This window comes from Vibrio sp. RE88, from assembly GCF_013113835.1.
Classification (GTDB): Bacteria; Pseudomonadota; Gammaproteobacteria; order Enterobacterales; family Vibrionaceae; genus Vibrio.
The window spans coordinates 285,382-307,445 of sequence record NZ_VTYQ01000005.1; the positions used below are offsets into that span (position 1 = coordinate 285,382).

The window sequence follows — 22,064 nt, forward strand, 5'->3', positions numbered from 1 at the left end:
GATCCCTTCTAATTTAACCGCCGTACAACTCTGCAAATTAAACTTTTACAAAATTTATATTTGTACAACTCATAAAAGTTGCCTAATCTCATTATGTCTTGTACATGAAAATATTTTGTATAACTAGTTGGAGAGGACATGAACGTCGAGTCGGTTGGTCACATATATCAGCAACTAAGCAAGAACAACCTCTATCTTTTAGATGATGTCTATCATCAAGATGTTGTCTTTGAAGATTCAGCACATCGTCTTCAAGGCTGGCAAGCTTTGCAAAGCTATTTCGATAGCCTTTACACCAACGTCAGGCGCTGTGACTTTGACATCAAAGAGCACCAGCAATCGGGCGACAGTGGCTTCTTGACTTGGTCAATGTCTCTAGAGCACCCCAAGCTACGAAAAGGTAAAACGGTTGTAGTTAACGGTGTTAGTCACCTGAAGTTTAAAGATGGCAAAGTCATATATCACAGAGATTACTTCGACCTTGGCGAAATGCTTTACGAGAATCTTCCACTGCTTGGGTCGGTTATAAAGACGATTAAGCAGAGGCTAGGCCAATGACTTGCGTTTTAATCACAGGCGCTACGTCTGGCATCGGCAAACAACTGGCCGAGGATTACGCCAGAGAAGGCTACGAAGTTGTTGCTTGCGGAAGAAACAAACAAGCTCTTGAAGAGCTTGAATCATCCTCCACCTTAATTACTTCGCTTCAGTTCGATTTAACGGACTTATCCATAACAAAACAGGTGTTAGAGAATTTGGCTGTCACGCCGAATATTTGGATATTCAATGCTGGTGATTGTGAGTACATAAATGATGGCGTTGTAGACGCTCAGCTTGTGAAGCGCGTGTTTGATATCAACGTCGTTGGTCTTGCCAATGCCATAGAAGCAAGCCAACACTATTTTCAAGCTGGTCACACGGTGGCTTTGGTGGGTTCTATCGCCAGCGAAGTGGCATTGCCTAGAGCAGAGGCCTATGGCGCATCCAAAGCTGCTGTGAGTTATCTGGGCAGAACGCTTCAGCTCGATTTAGGCAGTAAGAACATCTGTGTATCAGTAATATTTCCTGGTTTCGTGAAAACGCCTTTGACAGATAAAAACACATTTCCTATGCCGATGTTGGTAAGTGTACAACAGGCATCGCGAGCCATACGCAAGGGGCTTGCTGCTCGAAAACAATATATTTACTTCCCTCGAAGATTCACAACGCTATTGCGTTTCATCGGTGCCATGCCTTACAGCTGGCAAAAGCGAATAACCACTAAATTGATCTCAGAGTAAGAGGATTCCAAAATGAAAATAGCCATAATCGGGACGGGTATTTCTGGGTTGACATGTGCTTACCATCTCAAAGAGCAACATGATGTTACTCTTTTTGAAGCAAACGACTACATCGGTGGGCATACTGCGACGGTCAATGTTGAGGTTGAAGGCGGGAGCTATGCAGTAGACACCGGTTTCATTGTGTATAACGACAGAACTTATCCGAACTTTATTGCCATGATGGAAGAGATTGGTGTGGAAGGTATACCGACGCAGATGAGCTTCAGTGTGCGGAATGACGATTGCGGATTGGAGTACAACGGCCACACGTTATCTACGCTTTTTGCGCAAAAAAGAAATTGGTTCAATCCTAGGTTTTACGCTTTCATATTCGAGATCTTACGCTTTAACAAGCAAGTAAAAAGGTTAGTTGAACAATCTCAAGAGTCCGAAAAAACGCTGGGAGACTTTTTATCAGAAGAGAAGTTTAGCGACTACTTTTGTGATAATTATATCTTACCCATGGGGGCTGCCATATGGTCTTCCACACTTGCAGACATGCGCGCTTTCCCTCTTCAGTTTTTCGCTCGTTTCTTCCTAAATCATGGATTACTAGACGTACTGAACAGACCACAGTGGTATGTAGTTAAAGGAGGTTCAAATGCTTATGTTGAGCCGCTAACAAGAGATTTCGCCGATAACATAAAGCTGTCTACACCCGTGAAGTCTGTCCGTCGAGAGCAACTTGGCGTGCGAATTGAACTCGACGATCGAACCGAACGTTTTGACCAAGTGATTTTCGCGTGTCACAGCGATCAGGCGCTAGCTCTGCTTAGCGATGCTAATAGCATTGAAAGTGAAGTCTTGGGTCAGTTGGAGTATCAAGCGAATGAGGTAACACTTCATACTGATGAGAGCTTACTTCCTAAGAGAAAGTCAGCTTGGGCGTCTTGGAATTATTGGTTAGATGGAGCGCAAGGTGAGAGCGAACGCCCGCCAACGCTCACCTATAACATGAACATATTGCAACATATACAAGCGCCTGTGACATTTTGTGTTTCATTAAACAGCGCGCACCTGATTGAGCCGAACAAAGTGCTCAAAACGTTTACTTATCATCATCCTGTTTTCAGTGAGCAATCGATGCAGGCTCAGAAACGACGTCAAGAAATAAATGGTCAGGACAAGGTATGGTTCTGTGGTGCGTATTGGTACAACGGATTTCATGAGGATGGGGTCAAAAGTGCTTTAGATGTTGTGAAAGAGCTTAAACAGCTCAACAAAGTTGAGCGCCAAAGAGGTGCGGCATAATGAACTCAGAGCACAGTTGCTCATTGCTTGTCGGGGAGGTAAGACATCGCCGCTTTAGTCCGGTAGAGCATCAGCTAAAATACCCAATTTTTATGCCTTGTATCGATTTAGACCAGATCAGCGCGGTGGAGAAATCTGTGTGGGGTTTCGGGCAAAAGTGGTGGCATTGGGCGAGATTCAAACGTGATGATTATCTGGGAGAGGGAGATTTAAAACACGCGGTATTTGACAAGATAAAAGAGCTGACAGGAGAGAAAGTAGACGGTCATGTTGAGGCAGTCATCCATCTTAGATATCTCGGGATCTATTTCAGTCCGGTAAACTTCTATTATGTTTATAACAAGGATGGAGGTTGGCGTTATCTGTTGGCTGAGGTAAGTAATACTCCCTGGAATCAAAGGCACTACTATGCTGTTCCTGCTTTTGATGAAACTTTGTGGCGGCATAGCAAAGCGTTTCACGTGTCACCTTTTAATCCCTTAGAACAAGAATATGTTTGGCGGTTAAAACCCTTAGGGAAAAAGCTTTCGATTCATCTTGAGTGCCATCGGGATCAAAAGGAATTTGATGCCACGCTCAGCATGAGTAAGCAAGCACTTACATCAAGGATACTCCTAAAACAACTGATTAGGACACCGCTAATGGCAGCTAAAATGTTGGTCGGTATCTACTGGCATGCGTTTAAGCTCTGGTGTAAAGGTGCTCCGTTTTACTCTCATCCTAAATACAAAACAAAGCCAGAAGCATCTTCTGAAAAATATAAATCGAGAGAACAGGTTAAGGAGCATAGGACATGATGAACTCCCAAACTTTAGGTTACTCATCGTCACTAAGCACAGGACAAAAAACAGCGCGTAGTTTGGCAATGTCATTCCTAAAAAAAATCACCTCAGGTTCATTAACTGTGATTGATTCTTTCTCACAGTCAGAATACAGGACCACCTTTGGTGCACCCCAGACGTCACGCTTACACGCGGTAATTGAAGTCAAAAATCCGGGCTTTTACGCAAGAATGCTAAAAGGTGGGAGTATTGCAGCAGGGGAGGCTTATATGGAAGGCTGGTGGGATAGCCCAGATTTAACCAAGCTTATGGAACTAATGGCCTTAAATTTAAAAACTCTCGATTCTATTGAAGGACAGAGTAGCTTTATCTCTCGAATATCTTACCAGCTTGGGCATTGGTTCAATCGAAATACTGAGGAGAATGCTGCTAAAAATATTAGTGCTCATTATGATTTGAGTAACGAGCTTTACCAAACGTTCCTTGACCAAGAAATGTTGTACTCCGCTGCAGTGTTCAGCTCGGCTGCTGATAGTTTAGAGCAGGCTCAGATCAACAAAATGGAAAGGTTATGTCAGCAGCTTGAACTCACATCCAGCGACCGAGTTATTGAGATTGGTACAGGTTGGGGTGGTATGGCGATATACATGGCGGAGACATATGGTTGTCACGTTACAACCACAACGATTTCCGAGCAGCAGTATCAGTACGCTCGGCAGAAAATAGTTGAAAAGGGACTCGAGCATAAGATAACACTGCTAAAAAAGGACTACAGGCAGCTAAAGGGGCATTACGACAAGCTGGTGTCCATTGAAATGATCGAAGCAGTAGGCAAGGAGTATTTGGGCTCATACATTGAAAAGTGTCAGTCTCTTTTAAGGCCAAAAGGATTGATGGCAATCCAAGCCATCACCATTGCTGACCAAAGATACGACTACTACAGTAATAACGTAGACTTTATCCAGAAGTATATTTTTCCGGGTGGCTTCCTGCCTTCTATTACTGCTTTAACTCAAGCAACAACTGCACACAGCGACTTAGTCTTGAAGAACTTGTTCGACATAGGCTTAGATTATGCGCAGACGTTGAAAGAATGGCACACAAGATTTATGGCAGCCGAAAGCCATGTCAGGAAATTAGGCTTTGATGACACCTTTATCCGTATGTGGAAATACTATTTCTGTTACTGCGAAGGTGGATTTCGAGCGAAAAGTATAAGCACTGTCCACATGACTTTTCAAAAGGCGTGAATATGACGACGAAGAGGCTAATTCTCTATTCTCTCTGGTTTCAAATTGTCTGGATCATCGCAGTATTTGGACAGGAGAAACTGCAGTGGTTAGCAGTTAGTCTTGTCGTCGGTACCTATGTATACAGCCAATTAGTTGCACCGATTAAGCTTGAGCGAGTGTTTTTGATGGCGTTATTCGGTGTCATGGTCGATTACGCCAATATGGCGCTTGGCGTTTTTCGTTTTGAATTCAATGAATTCCCTATTTGGCTTATGGCACTTTGGTTTATTTTTGTTTGGTATGCGTATTTTCTTGTGCCAATAGTGAGCCGATTTTCTATCTTACTCGTATCTATTTTCGGGGGAGTCGGAGGAGCGCTCAGTTATTTAGCAGGAGAAAAATTGGGTGCAGTCTATTTTCCTTTACCAACGACAACCACACTTCTTGTATTAATGGTGGAATGGCTGCTTATTGCGGCAGTCATAATAAAGGTTTATGGAAATGCATCGGATAAAATGGGGTACGCTGGCAGCAGGGTTGATCGCTAGCTCTTTGATTGTTAGCGCAAGTGTAAAAGCAAATACTGCTAACGATGAACAATGGCATGAATGGCGTAAAGTGGGTAGCGCACAGCTCACTTACTTCTTTTTTGACGTATACAAATCTCAGCTTCTCACACCTTCTGGAGACTACGCGCAGGGTAAAGATGTTTCACCACATCCACTCGCTTTATCCATTGAGTATCAAAGAGATATTAGTCAAAAACAGTTGGTCGATGCCACCATTGAGCAATGGGAAAAACTGGGTTATTCCGACACTAGCTCTTGGGTGACTCAGCTCGAAGACATTTTTCCAGACATCAAAGATGGCCAACAACTGACCTATGTCTCCGATGGAGACATAGGCAGGTTCTTTTTTTCCTCTCATAGCGAAAAAAATCAGTTGATAGGTTCTATTACCGATCCTCAGTTAAATGATGCGTTTCTCGCGATCTGGCTGTCTCCACAGACGCAATACCCAAAACTCAGACAAGAGCTGATAGGAGGTGAGTAGAATGCGAAAGATTAAAACGCTAATTGTCGCTAGCCTATTCATCTTACTAACGGGGTGTTCGGCAGATATCTCTGAATATAAAGACAGCACACCTGCTTTCAATCTATTCGAGTACTTTGACGGCGAGGTGATCGCTTGGGGGATGGTTCAGGATTATACCAACAAGCAGCAACGTCGTTTTAGGGTCGATATTGTAGGCTCAATCGATGGAGATACTTTAACACTTGTGGAGGATTTCGTATTTGACGATGGCGAGCTTGACCAGAGAATCTGGAAGATTAAGCGATTGAGCGATAGTACCTACGAAGGAGACGCTGGAGACATACTAGGTACGGCGAAAGGTAACGAAATGGGTAATGCGCTCCACTGGGTATATGACTTTGAGCTTGTCGTGGATGGTTCAAAGGTAACTGTCGCTTTTGACGATTGGTTATTCAGGCAAGACGAGCGACATGTCTTTAATATTACGAGCATCCGAAAGTTAGGTATTGAAGTAGGTAAAATTACTTTGTTCTTTCAAAAGTCAGATGTGTAGTTAATGTGATGCCCATCTACGAGTAGGTATAAAAAAGAAAGGGTTGATGCTTTCACGTCAACCCTTAAATTTTATTGGTGCTTGATCTTATAACTTGTCAGTTAGCTCGATTGCCTGACCAATATAGTTTGCTGGCGTCATCTCTTTTAGGCGAGCTTTCTCGTGCTCTGGTAGCTCAAGACCGTCGATGAAGTTGCGCATTGCTTCACCATCAACACGCTTACCACGAGTCAGCTCTTTGAGTTTCTCGTATGGCTTCTCGATGCCGTAACGACGCATCACAGTTTGTACTGGCTCTGCAAGAACTTCCCAGTTTTGGTCTAGTTCAGCAAGTAGTGCTTCACGGTTAACTTCTAGCTTGCTGATGCCTTTTAGCGTTGAAGTGTAAGCAATGATTGCGTAGCCAACACCAACACCTAGGTTACGTAGAACGGTTGAGTCAGTTAGGTCACGCTGCCAGCGAGAGATCGGCAGTTTCTGTGCTAGGTGGCCGAATACCGCGTTAGCAAGGCCTAGGTTACCTTCAGAGTTTTCAAAGTCGATTGGGTTAACTTTGTGAGGCATGGTTGAAGAACCGATTTCACCAGCGATTGTCTTCTGCTTGAAGTGACCTAGTGCGATGTAACCCCAGACGTCACGATCGAAGTCGATTAGGATAGTGTTGAAACGTGCAACCGCATCGAATAGTTCAGCGATGTAATCGTGTGGTTCGATTTGAGTTGTGTATGGGTTCCAAGTTACGCCGAGAGACTCAGAGATGAACTCTTCAGAGAACTTGTGCCAGTCTAGTTCTGGGTAAGCTGATAGGTGAGCGTTGTAGTTACCTACAGCGCCGTTAATCTTACCTAGGATTTCTACGTTAGCGATTTGCTTGTATTGACGCTCCATGCGGTACGCAACGTTCGCCATTTCTTTACCCATAGTAGATGGAGAAGCTGGCTGGCCGTGTGTACGAGATAGAAGAGGAATATCGCGGTATTCAACAGCAAGTGCTTTAATAGCGTCAATGATGTTTTTGATCTCAGGAAGAATTACTTCATCACGAGCTTCTTTAAGCATTAGTGCGTGAGACGTGTTGTTAATGTCTTCTGAAGTACAAGCAAAGTGAAGGAATTCATTGACGGCATGGAGCTCTGGTACACCTGCAACCTTTTCTTTCAGGAAGTATTCAACAGCTTTTACGTCGTGGTTCGTCGTACGCTCAATTTCTTTAATTCGAGCAGCGTCTTCTTCACTGAAGTTAGCGGCAAGATCATCAAGAAACTGGTTTGCTTCTGCACTGAAAGCTGGTACTTCTTTGATTGCATCAGTTGCAGCAAGCTTCTGCAGCCAACGAATTTCAACGATAGAGCGGTACTTTAGAAGGCCAAACTCACTAAAGATGCTGCGAAGTGCAATCGTCTTACTTCCGTAACGGCCGTCTACTGGTGAAACAGCAGTCAGTGCTGACAGTTCCATGATGTTCTCCTGAATTGAGTTTCTAAATTTCGTGTGCTTTATACCAATAACCGCATAGATTGTCACGCAGATTGCGCAATCGTTTGCGTTAAGTTTATTTTGGTAGAAAAAATCAGCTCGCGATAGGCGCGAGCTGTATTGTTAAGTCATTACATTCTGGCTAAGAGGATTTGAGCCTGTTCAACCATTTTTTTGCGTCCGAAAATGAGGTGGCGACGCTTTCCGCCGACTTGGCGCCATAGTACAGCACTGCGAATACCTGATAGTAACAAGGCTCGAACTTTATGTTGGTTACCTGTCTGTTGCAGTACAGAAGGGGTTCCAGTTACTTGAATTCTCGGTCCAATCGGGCTGATGACATCTAAATATACGCTGGCAAGGTTGCTGATCATCTGGTCGTCTAGAAGCTCAAAATGATCAAGTTGTCGCTCTATCATTTGAATACGATCAGCCAATTGAGACATTGCATCGTTACGTCCATTTAGCTTACGTTCAAGCGCCATCAGGCTAATGATATAGCGAGTTACTTCACTGCCAGAAGGCGTACTATCGATGCCTTTCACCAAGCATTCTAGGCCGAGTTTCAAATCTGATTCTCGACCATAAACACCCACGGTGTTGTTTGGGTTTGTGTTTAAGATAGCTTTGAGCGAAGTTTCAAATGCGTCAGAGTCACAGTGACCGTTTTTCGCGACCTGTTGAACCAGAGCGACAGCTTGGCAAATTCCTGCAAATGCGATGGTGCGGTCGTAAAGAGCGTTAGCCACGTAGTATTACTCCTGAAAATACATTGAATTAAATACGTTTTTCAATGATGCCACCACCAAGGCAAACATCATCTTTATAAAATACCGCAGATTGGCCAGGGGTTACGGCTACCTGAGGGTCGTCGAAAATGACCTTAATATTTTCATCATCAATTGGGATAATGGTACAAGGGATATCCGTTTGACGGTAACGTGTTTTCACACTGCATTGAAGCGGTGCTTTAATAATCTCGCGATCAACCCAATGAAGCTGAGAAGCAATTAATCCCTGAGATTTTAACAGTGGGTGTTCAGCACCTTGTACCGCAATTAGTACGTTACGTTTAAGATCTTTGTCTGCCACGTACCATGGGTCTTCATTACCACCGCCGCCTTTCTGACCGCCGATATGCAGACCTTTACGCTGACCCAATGTGTGATACATCAAACCTTGGTGTTCACCGATTACTTTGCCTTCAGGTGTCTCAATTTTGCCTGGCTGAGCTGGCAAATAACGAGATAGGAAGTCGGTAAACTTGCGCTCACCGATGAAGCATATGCCAGTCGAGTCTTTTTTCTTCGCAGTAATAAGGTCTTGCTCTTCTGCGATTCGGCGTACTTCAGGTTTTTCTAGTTCCCCGACAGGGAATAGGCTACGAGCTATCTGATCGCTGCTCAGCGTATATAGAAAGTAGCTTTGATCTTTGTTGCCATCTAGGCCACGCAGCATTTGAGGCTTCTCACCGTTATCAGGGAAAGTACGTCGAACGTAATGACCCATTGCAATGTAATCTGCATCTAGTACTTCATCTGCAAACTCAAGGAAAGCTTTGAACTTGATTTCTTTGTTACAAAGGATGTCTGGGTTCGGTGTGCGACCCGCTTTGTATTCCGCCAGAAAATACTCAAACACGTTGTCCCAGTATTCGGCAGCAAAATTAATGGTGTGAAGGTGTATTCCCAGCTTGTCACAAACCGCTTGTGCATCGGCCAAGTCTTCTGCAGCTGTACAGTATTCTTCGTTATCGTCTTCTTCCCAGTTCTTCATGAACAGACCTTCGACCTGATAGCCCTGTTGCTTTAGGAGATACGCGGAAACGGATGAGTCCACACCGCCAGACATGCCGACGATAACTTTCTTTTTACTGTTGTCAGTACAGTTCTCAGACATTACTAAACACCACACAATTTAACTGGAGGCAGATCTTAACAGAAAGCGTTTCGAGGTGACAGATCCGAGATCGAACTCACACTTCAAATTTGCCGCAATTTTACTCGTTCACTATCTTAATCTGCGAATTTTCACTATAGACAGGCTATATGTGGCATAGTTGGCAAAATTCAAGTTAGACAAGGTACAAAAACATGAGTGATGACAGTCAATTCATGGCAGAAGCAGAGCTGATTGAAATTGTTGAGAATCAGTTGGAAGATGGTGAACCGCTCAAAGTGAAAGAAACTTTGATGCGTTTGATGATGACAGGAACACCGCGAGACGAGGCTGTTGCAATGATGGCTTGTGCTGTCTCTATTGAGATCTTCGATGTAATGAAAAACGAAGGTGAGTTTAATCTCAAACGTTACTCAGAGCACCTTGACCGCTTGCCGGACATTAGTTTTATGGAAGGTGAATAAGCTGTAATCCAACGCCAGCTGGTGGTCAGTTGGCTTTGCCTGCTATCTGTGTGCTAATCACCAACAATTTTCTCTCCTTTTCAGCGCTTCTTATTTATTACCTCTCGATAGGCAGAATTTAATTTTTATCGCAATCGTTTGCTATAATTCCGGTTATTGCCGCGTTAGATAGTGCGCGGTAGAATCCGGCATCCTTTGACCCCTTACTCAGAATATTTTGTTATGAAGTTTCCAGGCCAACGAAAGTCCAAGCACTATTTTCCTGTTCATGCGCGTGACCCATTAGTGAGTCAATCTCAAGAAAGCAAGAAAATGTCCAGCACGCACATTATTGGTATTGACCAAACTTTGGTCGACATTGAAGCGAAAGTAAGTTCGGAACTCATTGAGAAGTATCAGTTGAGTAAAGGTCATTCACTCGTTATTGACGATGTGACTGCGGAAGCGCTTTACAATGAGCTAAAGGAAAATGAACTGATTACCAATGAATACGCCGGTGGCACCATTGGTAATACTCTTCATAACTATTCTGTTTTAGCTGATGACCGCTCAACACTTTTGGGTGTCATGAGCCAAGATATTAAGATCGGGAGCTATGGTTTCCGCTATTTGTGTAATACCTCCAGTCGAATGGACCTGAATTATTTACAAGGTGTCGATGGCGCAATTGGTCGCTGTTTTGCTTTGATCTCCGATGATGGTGAGCGCACATTTGCCATCAGTGAAGGTCAGATGAATCAGCTTCACCCAAATAGTATTCCGGAACATATTTTTGAAAATGCTTCTGCTTTAGTACTCACAGCTTATTTGGTTCGTTGTAAAGAAGGCGACCCAATGCCAGAAGCAACGATGAAAGCGATCGAATATGCGAAGAAATATAATGTTCCTGTCGTACTAACACTTGGAACAAAATTCGTTATTCAGGATGACCCTGTATTTTGGCAAAACTTTTTACGTGACCACGTCAGCGTTGTTGCGATGAATGAAGATGAAGCAGAAGCGTTAACGGGCGAATCCGATCCACTAGCGGCATCAGATAAAACGCTTGAATGGGTGGACTTGGTGCTTTGTACCGCAGGCCCTGTAGGTTTATTTATGGCGGGTTATACGGAAGAAGCGGCTAAGCGTCAGACTTCTCTGCCATTACTTCCCGGTAGTATTGCTGAATTTAACCGATATGAGTTCAGCCGCCCTGCTGCAAAATGGGCGTGTGACAACCCAATCAAAGTGTATTCACATATATCTCCTTACATGGGCGGGCCGGAAAAAATTAAAAACACCAACGGTGCTGGCGATGCTGCATTATCTGCGCTGTTGCATGATATGGCTGCGAATAAATACCACAAAGAAAATGTGCCTAATTCGAGTAAGCATGCCCATACTTACCTGACATATTCTTCTTTTTCTCAAGTATGTAAATATTCAAATCGTGCCAGTTACGAAGTATTAGTACAGCATTCACCGCGCTTGTCTCGAGGTTTACCTGAGCGAGAAGACAGCTTAGAAGAGGCGTACTGGGAACGTTAATTAAGGCATTAATTACAGAAAAGCCTCGCTATTGCGAGGCTTTTTTATTGGGTTATAAAATGCTAACAACTAGCACTTTATAAATTTAATTAGATTAGGAAGTCATCTAGAGACTTACCAGCGTCTATCTGTTCTTGGATTGCTGAAGGCGTGCGGCCTTGGCCTGTCCACGTCTTTTCTTCACCAGTGTTATCTAGATATTTGTATTTTGCTGGGCGAGGAGCACGTTTAGATTTTGGTTTACCTGCTGCTTCACCTGCCAGTGCAGAAATAACCATGTCTTTATCAAGACCTAGTTGTTTAATTTGTTCTGCGATATCGGCTAATTTAGCTTCTTGTGCCGCTTGAGCTTCACGTTCAGCTTCTTCAGCTTCTTTACGTTCAGCTACAACAGTTGATAACTTGTCTAGAGCTTCTTCTAGTTGTTCCAGAGTTAGCTCACGCGCAAATGCGCGTAGACTGCGAATGTTTAATAGAGTTTTTGTTAGTTCCGACATGTAAATTCCCACTTATTTAAGGAGCCGATAAAATAAATATTAAACCCGTATTATTAGCAATACAATATTTTCTGGTTAAATTGTTATAAAAATTTATTAATTAATCGCTAGCTCATTTGAATAATGAGGCCTTTCAAATTAATCAACAAGTTCTTGTTGCATAAAATATCGGGGATTTTGTGATTTTGACAATACTTATAGCGGATAAGTTTCATACGTTGGACGATATTTATTTTATAACGTCAAAATAATTTGGATTATCCTTTTGTCAGCTATTTATCAAGATAGTAACAAATCTTCATCAATTCACGAATTTTTCACTCTAATTTTCGTTGTTAGAGCTTAAGGCCTAGTTTTAGATGTGCAAATCTGTATTGGTGACTCAAATTGTGAATAATTAGCGCCATGTAGAGTAGCCTGAATATGATATTGGTTGATGGCTATGCAATTGTTGAGAAACCTTACGCATTATTGCGCTGACAATAGGGTGAGTAAATTTGGCATGATGTATTGAAATGGCGCTTTAGATGAGTACAATGGACGCCACCTAATGCGATGTGTTGGTTAAATTGTTGTTAAATTTTGTTTTTGACAGTTTAAAATATCAACATTCGCGGTAGAGGCGCGAAATAAATCAGTAGTATTTGTTGGGGTGATGCCAATGAACAAATACGAAAGGTTGTTTCGCCGAAGTGAGTATTCAAATCAAAGATGCTTGCTGGGGTTACACTCGAAAGGGGTAACACTGCCATAGTCTATAATTTTGTAAAACTATGGAGCGCTACTGTAGGGCAGGGTGAAGTTTTCGCTTCCCTTTCGCTTAGTTCAACTTAATTGCTTGGAAATTTTTCCTTCAATTTGTCTGCAGTAGATCTCTAACCATTTATTACTGGTTTTTGAAGATCATGAATTTAATTGATTTTGCATCATCTCCTATTTCTTTGTTACCTCCCTTGGTAGCTCTGAGTCTGGCAATTATTACTCGCCGTGTATTGGTGTCTTTAGGTGTTGGTATCGCTCTTGGGGCCATCCTTCTTAATGACTATTCGGTGGGTAATACTCTAAGTTACGTTGGTTCAACAGTATCAAGCGTCTTTATCGAAGATGGCGGTATCAATACTTGGAACATGAGTATTGTCGGCTTTTTGCTATTGCTAGGCATGATGACAGCGTTGTTGACGTTATCAGGTGGTACTCGCGCTTTTGCTGAATGGGCACAATCACGTGTTAAAAGTAAGCGCGGTTCTAAGTTACTGGCGGCTTTTCTAGGCGTATTTATTTTTGTTGATGACTATTTTAATAGCCTAGCCGTTGGCGCGATTTCCCGACCTGTCACGGACCGTTTTTATGTATCCCGCGCTAAGCTGGCCTACATCTTAGACTCAACCGCTGCACCTATGTGCGTGATCATGCCAGCGTCTAGTTGGGGTGCCTATATCATGACGATCATTGGTGGCATTCTCGTCTCTCATGGCATCACTGAGTATTCGGCTCTTGGTGCTTATGTACGCCTTATTCCAATGAACTTTTATGCTGTTTTCGCTTTGCTAATGGTATTTGCAGTGGCTTGGTTTGGCCTTGATATTGGCAAGATGCGTAATCACGAAATCGCAGCGTCTCAAGGGCATGGCTTTGAAAAAGAACAAGCGGGTGACTCTCAGGAAGCGCATGATATCAACGAAGAATTAGATATCCAGGAAAGTGAAGGCGGCAAAGTCTCTGACTTAGTTCTACCGATTGTATTCCTGATTGTGGCAACGATCGCCTCAATGCTATATACGGGCGGGCAGGCATTAGCCGCAGACGACAAAGCCTTTAATGTTCTGGGCGCTTTTGAGAACACAGATGTAGGTACTTCGTTGATCTACGGTGGTCTTGTCGGGTTGGCTGTAGCTCTGTTTACAGTGCTTAAGCAAGGCATCGCATTTAGCGAAATATCTCGCACGCTTTGGATCGGTGCGAAATCGATGTTTGGTGCGATTCTGATCCTAATATTTGCTTGGACTATTGGTTCTGTGATCGGTGATATGAACACGGGTAAATACCTATCGACACTAGCACAAGGTAATATCAACCCTCATTGGTTGCCAGTTATCCTTTTCTTGCTATCTGGTCTGATGGCGTTCTCTACCGGTACGTCATGGGGTACGTTTGGTATCATGCTACCAATTGCTGGTGATATGGCAGGAGCCACGGATCTTGCTTTGATGCTGCCTATGCTAAGCGCTGTATTGGCAGGTTCGGTATTTGGAGACCATTGTTCACCAATTTCAGATACGACGATTCTCTCTTCAACGGGCGCACGTTGTAACCATATTGATCACGTAGCCACTCAGCTGCCGTACGCACTATCTGTCGCTGCTGTCTCTTGTATTGGTTTCATCACGTTGGGTATGACCGCATCTGTAGGCATCTCGTTCGCTGTATCCGCAGTTGCTTTTGTTGGCGTCTGTGTCCTGCTATCGATTCTTTCAAAAGCGAAGATGGCAAGCTGTCAAAACGTTTAATGATTTGAACGATAAAAGAATTTTAAAGGGAGCATTCGCTCCCTTTTTATTTGTCTTATACAAATTAAAAAAATCTTCAATTTTTAGTTGAAAAATGGTTTTGCCTTGGTTAGTGTGGTTACCAAGCAAGCGAACTGAAGAGCTTATAAGTATGCGTAATTTTGTAATGAACATTCATCACCATCATCACCCAGTCTAGTCTTTCGGGAGATGTACGCATACCCGGGGGACAGGAAACTCCCGGAGGCAGAAATCGCAAACTACAAGATTCAGAACCCTCGGGAGACCAACTCTTCCGAGGGTTTTTTAGTTTTAACGATTTAAAAATTAATTTGCACAGGGATAAAAGCAATGCAAACACAACGCCTAAGAATCGCAATCCAAAAGAAAGGTCGCCTAAGCAAAGAATGCCAAGAACTGCTTAAAAAGTGCGGCGTAAAATTCAACATCATGGGTGAGCGTTTAGTCGTTCACTCGCTGAACATGCCTATTGACCTACTGTTAGTTCGTGATGACGACATCCCTGGCCTGATTATGGATGGTGTCGTTGACCTTGGTTTCATTGGTGAAAACGAGCTTGAAGAAGTCCGTCTTGACCGTATCGCTTTGGGTGAACCAAGCGAGTTTGTGCCACTTCGTCGTCTCGATTTCGGTGGTTGCCGTTTGTCTATCGCCATCGACAAAGATGAAGAATACAACGGCCCTCAAGATCTGGCAGGCAAACGAATTGCAACTACCTACCCACAACTTCTTAAAGCGTACATGGATGAAGCAGGTGTACCATTTTCTACCTGTATGCTGACTGGCTCTGTTGAAGTTGCTCCACGTGCTGGCCTTGCTGACGCCATCGCTGACTTAGTTTCTACTGGTGCAACATTGGAAGCCAACGGCCTAAAAGAAGCGGAAATCATCTTTAAATCAAAAGCAACGTTGATTCAACGTACAGGCGAATTCGATGCGGACAAAGTGGCGCTAATCGAAAAACTGTTGACTCGAATGCAGGGTGTACAGCAAGCGAAAGAGTCGAAGTACATCATGCTACACGCTCCAACGGATAAGTTAGACCAAATCAAGTCATTGCTACCTGGTGCGGAAGATCCAACTGTATTACCCCTCTCTGCGGACCAACAGAAAGTGGCGGTTCATTTGGTCAGTACTGAAAACCTGTTCTGGGAAACCATGGAACAACTGAAAGAACTGGGTGCGAGCTCAATTCTGGTACTACCAATTGAGAAAATGATGGAGTAATCGCAATGAGAACCGTCGTATGGCAGTCACTAAGTGAAACGCAGCAAGATTCTATTTTAGAGCGTCCGGCAATTACTGAAGGTGCAAACATCACGGCTGCGGTTTCTGAAGTTATCGCGAAAGTTCGTAGTGAGGGCGATTCGGCCCTGCTTGAATTGACTGAGAAGTTTGACCGCGTGAAACCGGAATCCATTCGTGTGTCGGCTCAAGAGATTGAGGAAGCGTCAGCGCGTCTTTCCGAGAAGATGAAGAGCGCACTTGAGCAAGCTTATGCCAACATCTCTAAGTTTCACAAAGCGCAGAAGCCACAACCTATCAAAGTAGAAACTCAACCGGGTGTACTTTGTGAGCAGGTAACGCGCCCAATTCAAAAAGTGGGCTTGTACATTCCGGGTGGCAGCGCGCCATTGCCATCGACTGTTTTGATGCTTGGCGTCCCTGCGAAAATTGCGGGCTGTCGCAAAGTGGTGTTGTGTTCTCCACCACCAATCGCAGATGAAATTCTGTATGTCGCGCAGCTGTGCGGCATTGATGAAGTGTACAACGTCGGCGGTGGCCAAGCCGTTGCTGCGATGGCTTATGGCACAGAAACAGTATCCAAAGTTGATAAGATCTTTGGCCCGGGTAACGCTTACGTGACTGAAGCAAAACGTCAGGTGAGCAATGATTTTCGCGGCGCAGCGATTGACATGCCTGCGGGTCCTTCAGAAGTGCTGGTTTTGGCTGATGAAACTGCGGACCCTGACTTCATCGCTGCCGATTTGCTCAGTCAAGCAGAGCACGGCCCTGACTCTCAAGTAGTGCTTGTGACGCCTTCACCTGTGATTGCGGACCAAGTCACTGATGCAGTTCAGCGCCAACTCAAAGAACTGTCTCGTGCGGATATTGCTGAGAAGGCACTCGCTTCAAGCTTGGTTATCATCGCAGAGTCGTTGACTCAGGCGGTTTCAATCTCAAATTACTACGGCCCTGAGCACTTGATTGTTCAGACCAAGAACCCTCGCGAGCTTCTACCTTTACTCGATAACGCAGGTTCCATCTTCCTCGGTGATTGGTCTCCTGAATCAGCGGGTGATTACGCATCGGGTACTAATCACGTTCTTCCAACTTACGGTTACACACGTACGTATTCAAGCTTAGGTTTGGCGGATTTTTCTAAGCGTATGACAGTTCAAGAGCTGTCTGCTGATGGTCTAAAAAACCTTGCTCCAACAGTGGTGACCATGGCTGAAGCAGAAGGTTTGGATGCACATAAACGTGCCGTGACTATTCGTGTAGAAAAACTAGCAGCTAAGTAAGAGGGCAATGAGATGGAAAAGCTAGCGCGTAAACAGGTCCAAAAACTGACCCCTTATTTATCGGCTCGTCGTATTGGTGGTACGGGTGATGTATGGCTGAACGCCAACGAATCGCCGTTCAACAATGAATACAAAACAGATTTTGCTCGTCTTAATCGTTACAGCGAATGCCAGCCTAAAGAACTGATTTCTGCATACGCTGCGTATGCAGGGGTGAACCCAGAACAAACGTTGACTTCTCGCGGTGCAGATGAAGGCATCGAGTTACTGATTCGTGCTTTCTGTGAGCCAGGTGAAGATGCGATTCTTTACTGCCCACCGACTTACGGTATGTACGCTATCAGCGCTGAAACCATTGGTGTCGAGCGTAAAACCGTCCCGTTAACCTCGGATTGGCAGCTTGATCTTGCTGGTATTGAAGCCAACCTAGATGACGTCAAATTGGTTTTTGTGTGTTCGCCAAACAACCCAACGGGTAACTTGGTTAAGCGTGAAGATATTGTCTCTCTGCTTGAGATGACAAAAGACCGAGCCATTGTGGTGATGGACGAAGCATACATCGACTTTTGCCCAGAAGCGTCAACGGTAGATTTACTGACACAATATCCAAATCTCGCAATTCTGCGTACTCTGTCGAAAGCTTTTGCGCTTGCGGGTCTACGTTGTGGATTTACGCTTGCGAACGAAGAGCTGATTAATGTACTTCTTAAAGTTATCGCACCATACCCAGTGCCAGTTCCTGTTGCGGAAATTGCCACTCAAGCGCTTTCTGAAGCAGGTTTAGCGCGAGCGAAGTTCCAAGTTCTCGATTTGAACGCAAACCGTGCTTACTTGCAGGTGGGCTTGTCGATGATTCCGGGTTTGGAAGTCTTTGAAGGGTGGGGTAACTACCTATTGGTGAAATTTCCAGATGGCGATGATCTTTTCAAAGCCGCTTGGGAGACAGGCATTATCTTGCGTAACTCGCCAATTGAGAACTGCGTACGTATCAGTGTAGGTAACCGCGACGAGTGCGAAAAAACACTCGGATTTATTAGAAACTACTACTCATAAGTAGAGACAGAATTTATCGCTGCCACTAAATAGTGGGGGCGCCAAAGATTAGCAATAAGGAAGTTCGAGTGAGCAAACAACAAAAAATCCTTTTTATTGACCGTGATGGCACCTTAATTGTTGAGCCGCCGGTTGATTTTCAAGTAGACCGTTTAGATAAGCTAAAGCTAGAGCCATTTGTTATCCCAAGTCTGCTGTCGTTGCAGGATGCAGGATACCGTCTAGTGATGGTAACGAACCAAGACGGTTTAGGGACTGACAGCTACCCACAAGCAGATTTTGATGCACCGCACGATATGATGATGGAAATCTTCGAATCTCAAGGTGTGAAATTCGATGACGTATTGATCTGCCCTCACTTTGAAGAAGATAACTGCTCATGCCGCAAGCCTAAATTAGGCATGGTGAAAGAGTACCTTCAAGGTGGCAAAGTGGACTTCCAAAACTCTGTTGTGATTGGCGATCGTCAAACCGATCTTCAACTTGCAGAAAACATGGCGATTCGTGGCATTCAGTACAACCCAGAAACCATGGGCTGGAAACAGATCCTGAAAGATCTGACGGTGAAAGCCCGCGTTGCTGAAGTAGTCCGTACTACGAAAGAAACTGATATTAAAGTCGCGGTAAATCTTGATGACCAAGGCGGTAATGATATTTCTACTGGCCTAGGCTTTTTTGACCATATGTTGGATCAAATCGCAACACACGGTGGATTTAAGATGGTGTGTAAAGTGGAGGGCGACCTACACATTGACGATCACCACTCAGTAGAAGACACCGCACTTGCATTGGGCCAAGCGCTGAAAGAAGCGCTAGGTGATAAGCGTGGTATTGGCCGATTTGGCTTTAGCCTGCCAATGGATGAGTGTTTGGCACAATGTGCGCTAGACCTGTCAGGGCGTCCTTACCTTAAGTTCGACGCGAAGTTCAGCCGTGAGCAAGTTGGTGACCTTTCAACCGAGATGGTCGTTCACTTCTTCCGCTCTCTAACTGACACCCTAGCGTGTACGCTGCACCTTTCTTCTGCTGGCGACAATGATCACCACATCATTGAGAGTCTATTTAAAGCGTTTGGTCGTACTCTGCGCCAAGCAATCAAAGTAGAAGGTACTGAGCTGCCAAGTAGTAAAGGCGTGCTTTAAGGCTAGCGCGAGCAAGGAGAAAAACAGTGACAGAACAGAAAGTTGTCATCATCGATACTGGCTGTGCCAACGTTTCTTCGGTGAAGTTTGCCATTGAACGCCTAGGCTATGACGTAACGATTTCAAAAGATCCACAAATTGTATTGTCGGCTGACAAGCTATTCCTACCGGGTGTAGGAACCGCCAGTGAAGCAATGAAAAACCTAGCTGAGCGTGCTCTTATCAGCTTGGTAAAACAGGTAGAGAAGCCGCTGTTAGGCATCTGTTTAGGCATGCAACTGCTAGGTAAAGTGTCTCAAGAGAAAGGGCAGAAAGCAGATGAATTGGTTGAGTGTCTTGGACTTTGTGATGGCGAAGTGAAGCTACTACAAACTGGCGACTTGCCGCTGCCGCATATGGGCTGGAACACAGTCTCCGCAAAATCAGGCAACCCGCTGTTCAAAGGCATTGAAGAAGGTGAGTACTTCTACTTTGTACACAGCTTTGCCATGCCAGTAGGGGACTACACCATTGCAGAATGTGAATACGGAAATCCGTTCACGGCAGCAGTACAAAGCGGTAATTACTACGGTGTGCAATTCCACCCTGAGCGTTCTTCAAAAGCGGGCGCGAAGCTTATTCAAAACTTCTTAGAATTATAAAAGGGATTTAGTGTGATTATTCCAGCTCTTGATTTAATTGAAGGACAGGTGGTTCGCCTTTATCAAGGTGATTACGGCCAAGTTACCGAATACAAAGTTGATCCAGCAGAGCAGTTTAACTTGTACCACCAAGCGGGTGCTAACTGGCTTCACTTAGTCGATCTAACGGGCGCAAAAGACACCACAGCGCGCCAACTGGACTTGATTGCAAAGCTATTAGCAAGTACGCCAGCGAACATCCAAATCGGTGGTGGCGTGCGTACCGAGCAAGACGTGATTGATCTGCTAGAGGCAGGCGCACAGCGCGTTGTAGTAGGTTCTACAGCAGTCAAACAGCCAGAGCTAGTGAAAGGTTGGATGGAAAAATACGGTGCAGAGAAAATTGTTCTTGCACTCGACATCAATATCGACCAAGACGGCACGCGTAAAGTGGCAATCTCCGGCTGGCAAGAAGACTCAGGCGTGACGATTGAAGCTCTGATCGATGACTACCTAACAGTAGGTTTGCAGCACGTACTTTGTACCGACATTTCACGTGACGGTACGCTAGAAGGCTCAAACGTAGAGCTTTATGTTGACCTATGTAAACAGTACCCACAAGTGCAGTTCCAATCTTCAGGTGGCATCGGCTCGCTAGCGGATATCAAAGCACTAAAAGGTAGTGGTGTAGCTGGCGTGATTGTCGGTCGAGCACTGCTAGACGGCAAGTTCACAGCAGAGGAGGCATTTGCATGCTGGCAAAGCGAATAATTCCATGTCTTGATGTTCGCGATGGTCAAGTGGTGAAGGGCGTTCAGTTCCGCAACCACGAAATCATTGGCGACATCGTTCCTCTCGCGCAGCGTTATGCGGAAGAAGGCGCTGACGAGCTGGTGTTTTACGATATTACCGCTTCAAGTGATGGACGTGTCGTCGATAAAAGCTGGGTCGCTCGCGTTGCAGAAGTGATTGATATTCCGTTCTGCGTCGCTGGTGGTATTAAATCAGCCGAAGACGCAGCACGCATTCTTGAGTTTGGCGCGGACAAGGTGTCGATCAACTCACCGGCATTGGCGAACCCGCAGTTGATTACCGACCTTGCTGATAAATTTGGTGTTCAATGTATCGTAGTTGGCATCGACTCTTACTACGACAAAGAGACGGGCAAGTATCAGGTTTACCAGTTTACGGGTGATGAAGAACGCACTAAAGCGACCCAATGGGAAACGCGTGATTGGGTGCAAGAAGTGCAAAAGCGTGGTGCTGGTGAAATCGTATTGAACATGATGAACCAAGACGGTGTGCGTAACGGTTACGACATCGAACAACTGAACATGGTGCGTGAAGTGTGTAACGTACCGCTGATTGCATCAGGTGGTGCAGGTGCCATGGATCACTTCGCGGAAGCTTACCAAAAAGCAAATGTGGATGGTGCGCTTGCTGCATCGGTATTCCACAAACAGGTCATCAACATTGGTGAACTAAAGCAGTATTTGAAACAACAAGGTATTGAGGTGCGACTATGAGTTTGAACACCACCGAAGTCAGCTCTCTAGCTGAGCGCATCAACTGGGACAAGGTGGATGGTTTAGTGCCTGCCATCGTACAAGATTTCCAATCAAGCCAAGTGCTGATGATGGGTTACATGAATCAAGATGCGTTGGCAAAAACGGGTGAAACGGGTCAAGTGACGTTTTTCTCTCGTACCAAACAGCGTCTTTGGACCAAAGGTGAGACCTCAGGTAACGTATTGCAATTGGTGAACATGCAGTTAGATTGCGATAACGATACGCTACTGGTGAAAGTGAATCCCATTGGCCCTACGTGTCACTTGGGCAACACCACTTGCTGGGACGTCGATCCGCAAGAGGAGTCGCAAATGGTGTGGCTTCATCAACTTGAGCAGTTATTGGCTGCCCGCAAGAGTGCCGACCCTGATTCCTCTTATACTGCCAACCTTTATTCCCGTGGCACCAAGCGTATTTCGCAGAAAGTGGGCGAAGAAGGCGTTGAAGTCGCGCTTGCGGCGACGTCGGGTGACAAGGCGGAGCTAGTGTGTGAGTCAGCGGATTTGATTTATCACTTACTGGTTCTACTTCAGGACCAAGGTTTATCAATGAACGACGTGGTTAATAAGCTGAAAGAGCGTCACAAGTAA

General features: G+C 44.8%; 23 protein-coding genes, 1 riboswitch and 1 other annotated feature. Of the genes, 19 read left to right on the top strand and 4 right to left on the bottom strand.

Annotation, left to right across the window (positions count from 1 at the left end):
- The first annotated feature begins 138 nt into the window (after positions 1-138).
- From F0265_RS13875 to F0265_RS13910, 8 genes are read left to right on the top strand one after another with little or no spacing between them, the layout of a single operon-like run.
- A complete protein-coding gene (locus tag F0265_RS13875; protein ID WP_171749327.1) occupies positions 139-558 on the top strand; it encodes a nuclear transport factor 2 family protein in 420 nt (139 codons plus the stop codon).
- Positions 555-1,280 carry an SDR family NAD(P)-dependent oxidoreductase gene (locus F0265_RS13880; RefSeq protein WP_171749328.1) on the top strand — a complete coding sequence of 242 codons (726 nt, stop codon included), beginning with the start codon at positions 555-557 and terminating at the stop codon, positions 1,278-1,280. The genes F0265_RS13875 and F0265_RS13880 overlap by 4 nt, the downstream gene beginning before the upstream one ends.
- A 12-nt stretch (positions 1,281-1,292) precedes the next feature.
- Entirely contained in the window at positions 1,293-2,573 is a 1,281-nt protein-coding gene (locus F0265_RS13885) for an NAD(P)/FAD-dependent oxidoreductase (protein WP_171749329.1), read from the top strand.
- Positions 2,573-3,370, top strand: a complete 798-nt coding sequence (locus F0265_RS13890) for a DUF1365 family protein (protein WP_171749330.1) — start codon at positions 2,573-2,575, stop codon at positions 3,368-3,370. Before F0265_RS13885 ends, F0265_RS13890 begins: the two co-directional genes overlap by 1 nt.
- The gene (locus tag F0265_RS13895; protein WP_171749331.1) at positions 3,367-4,605 is read left to right on the top strand and encodes a cyclopropane-fatty-acyl-phospholipid synthase family protein; all 1,239 of its coding nucleotides are present in this window, start codon (positions 3,367-3,369) and stop codon (positions 4,603-4,605) included. The genes F0265_RS13890 and F0265_RS13895 overlap by 4 nt, the downstream gene beginning before the upstream one ends.
- 2 nt (positions 4,606-4,607) lie before the next feature.
- A complete protein-coding gene (locus F0265_RS13900) occupies positions 4,608-5,135 on the top strand; it encodes a DUF2878 domain-containing protein (RefSeq protein ID WP_171749332.1) in 528 nt (175 codons plus the stop codon).
- Entirely contained in the window at positions 5,089-5,640 is a 552-nt protein-coding gene (locus F0265_RS13905; RefSeq protein ID WP_171749333.1) for a chalcone isomerase family protein, read from the top strand. Before F0265_RS13900 ends, F0265_RS13905 begins: the two co-directional genes overlap by 47 nt.
- A 1-nt stretch (position 5,641) precedes the next feature.
- Positions 5,642-6,175 (top strand): DUF3833 domain-containing protein, encoded by a 534-nt coding sequence (locus F0265_RS13910; protein WP_171749334.1) that lies wholly within the window; start codon positions 5,642-5,644, stop codon positions 6,173-6,175.
- 87 nt (positions 6,176-6,262) lie between these two features.
- Here F0265_RS13910 and purB read toward each other — a convergent pair whose 3' ends face one another.
- From purB to mnmA, 3 genes are all read right to left on the bottom strand, one after another.
- Positions 6,263-7,633 (bottom strand): adenylosuccinate lyase, encoded by a 1,371-nt coding sequence (gene purB, locus F0265_RS13915; RefSeq protein ID WP_171749335.1) that lies wholly within the window; start codon positions 7,631-7,633, stop codon positions 6,263-6,265.
- A 149-nt stretch (positions 7,634-7,782) separates the two neighbouring features.
- Positions 7,783-8,400, bottom strand: a complete 618-nt coding sequence (hflD, locus tag F0265_RS13920) for a high frequency lysogenization protein HflD (protein ID WP_171749336.1) — start codon at positions 8,398-8,400, stop codon at positions 7,783-7,785.
- A gap of 28 nt (positions 8,401-8,428) precedes the next feature.
- Positions 8,429-9,550, bottom strand: a complete 1,122-nt coding sequence (mnmA, locus tag F0265_RS13925) for a tRNA 2-thiouridine(34) synthase MnmA (protein ID WP_006962784.1) — start codon at positions 9,548-9,550, stop codon at positions 8,429-8,431.
- Positions 9,551-9,744: 194 nt separating this feature from the next.
- Between mnmA and F0265_RS13930 the strand changes: the two genes are divergently transcribed.
- Complete coding sequence (locus tag F0265_RS13930; protein WP_006962783.1) at positions 9,745-10,014, top strand: hypothetical protein; 270 nt, start codon at positions 9,745-9,747, stop codon at positions 10,012-10,014.
- 222 nt (positions 10,015-10,236) lie between these two features.
- Positions 10,237-11,541: an inosine/guanosine kinase gene (locus F0265_RS13935; protein ID WP_171749337.1), complete on the top strand. Its 1,305-nt coding sequence runs from the start codon at positions 10,237-10,239 to the stop codon at positions 11,539-11,541.
- A gap of 89 nt (positions 11,542-11,630) precedes the next feature.
- Here F0265_RS13935 and F0265_RS13940 read toward each other — a convergent pair whose 3' ends face one another.
- Positions 11,631-12,038, bottom strand: a complete 408-nt coding sequence (locus tag F0265_RS13940) for an H-NS family nucleoid-associated regulatory protein (protein ID WP_171749338.1) — start codon at positions 12,036-12,038, stop codon at positions 11,631-11,633.
- A gap of 609 nt (positions 12,039-12,647) precedes the next feature.
- Positions 12,648-12,830: riboswitch (Lysine riboswitch) on the top strand.
- A gap of 113 nt (positions 12,831-12,943) precedes the next feature.
- Here F0265_RS13940 and F0265_RS13945 point away from each other — a divergent pair.
- The 9 genes from F0265_RS13945 to hisIE all read left to right on the top strand — a co-directional run bounded on the left by F0265_RS13945 (position 12,944) and on the right by hisIE (position 22,064).
- Positions 12,944-14,545 (top strand): Na+/H+ antiporter NhaC family protein, encoded by a 1,602-nt coding sequence (locus F0265_RS13945; RefSeq protein ID WP_171749339.1) that lies wholly within the window; start codon positions 12,944-12,946, stop codon positions 14,543-14,545.
- A 174-nt stretch (positions 14,546-14,719) separates the two neighbouring features.
- Positions 14,720-14,856, top strand: a sequence feature (His leader region).
- A gap of 40 nt (positions 14,857-14,896) precedes the next feature.
- The gene (gene hisG / locus F0265_RS13950) at positions 14,897-15,793 is read left to right on the top strand and encodes an ATP phosphoribosyltransferase (RefSeq protein ID WP_006962779.1); all 897 of its coding nucleotides are present in this window, start codon (positions 14,897-14,899) and stop codon (positions 15,791-15,793) included.
- A gap of 5 nt (positions 15,794-15,798) precedes the next feature.
- Positions 15,799-17,091, top strand: coding sequence for a histidinol dehydrogenase (hisD, locus tag F0265_RS13955; RefSeq protein ID WP_171749340.1), 1,293 nt, complete (start codon positions 15,799-15,801; stop codon positions 17,089-17,091).
- Positions 17,092-17,103: 12 nt separating this feature from the next.
- Positions 17,104-18,144, top strand: a complete 1,041-nt coding sequence (gene hisC, locus F0265_RS13960) for a histidinol-phosphate transaminase (RefSeq protein WP_171749341.1) — start codon at positions 17,104-17,106, stop codon at positions 18,142-18,144.
- A gap of 68 nt (positions 18,145-18,212) precedes the next feature.
- Complete coding sequence (gene hisB / locus F0265_RS13965) at positions 18,213-19,286, top strand: bifunctional histidinol-phosphatase/imidazoleglycerol-phosphate dehydratase HisB (RefSeq protein WP_019275701.1); 1,074 nt, start codon at positions 18,213-18,215, stop codon at positions 19,284-19,286.
- Positions 19,287-19,312: 26 nt separating this feature from the next.
- Complete coding sequence (gene hisH / locus F0265_RS13970; protein WP_171749342.1) at positions 19,313-19,927, top strand: imidazole glycerol phosphate synthase subunit HisH; 615 nt, start codon at positions 19,313-19,315, stop codon at positions 19,925-19,927.
- A gap of 12 nt (positions 19,928-19,939) precedes the next feature.
- Positions 19,940-20,677 (top strand): 1-(5-phosphoribosyl)-5-[(5-phosphoribosylamino)methylideneamino]imidazole-4-carboxamide isomerase, encoded by a 738-nt coding sequence (gene hisA, locus F0265_RS13975; protein WP_171749343.1) that lies wholly within the window; start codon positions 19,940-19,942, stop codon positions 20,675-20,677.
- Entirely contained in the window at positions 20,659-21,432 is a 774-nt protein-coding gene (gene hisF / locus F0265_RS13980) for an imidazole glycerol phosphate synthase subunit HisF (RefSeq protein ID WP_099080561.1), read from the top strand. The genes hisA and hisF overlap by 19 nt, the downstream gene beginning before the upstream one ends.
- Entirely contained in the window at positions 21,429-22,064 is a 636-nt protein-coding gene (gene hisIE, locus F0265_RS13985) for a bifunctional phosphoribosyl-AMP cyclohydrolase/phosphoribosyl-ATP diphosphatase HisIE (protein WP_006962772.1), read from the top strand. The genes hisF and hisIE overlap by 4 nt, the downstream gene beginning before the upstream one ends.

Coding starts and splice junctions, on each gene's coding strand:
- hisG (WP_006962779.1), top strand. CDS start 14,897: ATGCAAACACAACGCCTAAGAATCGCAATCCAAAAGAAAGGTCGCCTA.
- mnmA (WP_006962784.1), bottom strand. CDS start 9,550: ATGTCTGAGAACTGTACTGACAACAGTAAAAAGAAAGTTATCGTCGGC.
- F0265_RS13885 (WP_171749329.1), top strand. CDS start 1,293: ATGAAAATAGCCATAATCGGGACGGGTATTTCTGGGTTGACATGTGCT.
- F0265_RS13890 (WP_171749330.1), top strand. CDS start 2,573: ATGAACTCAGAGCACAGTTGCTCATTGCTTGTCGGGGAGGTAAGACAT.
- F0265_RS13880 (WP_171749328.1), top strand. CDS start 555: ATGACTTGCGTTTTAATCACAGGCGCTACGTCTGGCATCGGCAAACAA.
- hisF (WP_099080561.1), top strand. CDS start 20,659: ATGCTGGCAAAGCGAATAATTCCATGTCTTGATGTTCGCGATGGTCAA.
- F0265_RS13935 (WP_171749337.1), top strand. CDS start 10,237: ATGAAGTTTCCAGGCCAACGAAAGTCCAAGCACTATTTTCCTGTTCAT.
- hisD (WP_171749340.1), top strand. CDS start 15,799: ATGAGAACCGTCGTATGGCAGTCACTAAGTGAAACGCAGCAAGATTCT.
- F0265_RS13900 (WP_171749332.1), top strand. CDS start 4,608: ATGACGACGAAGAGGCTAATTCTCTATTCTCTCTGGTTTCAAATTGTC.
- F0265_RS13940 (WP_171749338.1), bottom strand. CDS start 12,038: ATGTCGGAACTAACAAAAACTCTATTAAACATTCGCAGTCTACGCGCA.
- hisC (WP_171749341.1), top strand. CDS start 17,104: ATGGAAAAGCTAGCGCGTAAACAGGTCCAAAAACTGACCCCTTATTTA.
- purB (WP_171749335.1), bottom strand. CDS start 7,633: ATGGAACTGTCAGCACTGACTGCTGTTTCACCAGTAGACGGCCGTTAC.
- F0265_RS13945 (WP_171749339.1), top strand. CDS start 12,944: ATGAATTTAATTGATTTTGCATCATCTCCTATTTCTTTGTTACCTCCC.
- F0265_RS13930 (WP_006962783.1), top strand. CDS start 9,745: ATGAGTGATGACAGTCAATTCATGGCAGAAGCAGAGCTGATTGAAATT.
- F0265_RS13895 (WP_171749331.1), top strand. CDS start 3,367: ATGATGAACTCCCAAACTTTAGGTTACTCATCGTCACTAAGCACAGGA.
- F0265_RS13875 (WP_171749327.1), top strand. CDS start 139: ATGAACGTCGAGTCGGTTGGTCACATATATCAGCAACTAAGCAAGAAC.
- F0265_RS13910 (WP_171749334.1), top strand. CDS start 5,642: ATGCGAAAGATTAAAACGCTAATTGTCGCTAGCCTATTCATCTTACTA.
- F0265_RS13905 (WP_171749333.1), top strand. CDS start 5,089: ATGCATCGGATAAAATGGGGTACGCTGGCAGCAGGGTTGATCGCTAGC.
- hisIE (WP_006962772.1), top strand. CDS start 21,429: ATGAGTTTGAACACCACCGAAGTCAGCTCTCTAGCTGAGCGCATCAAC.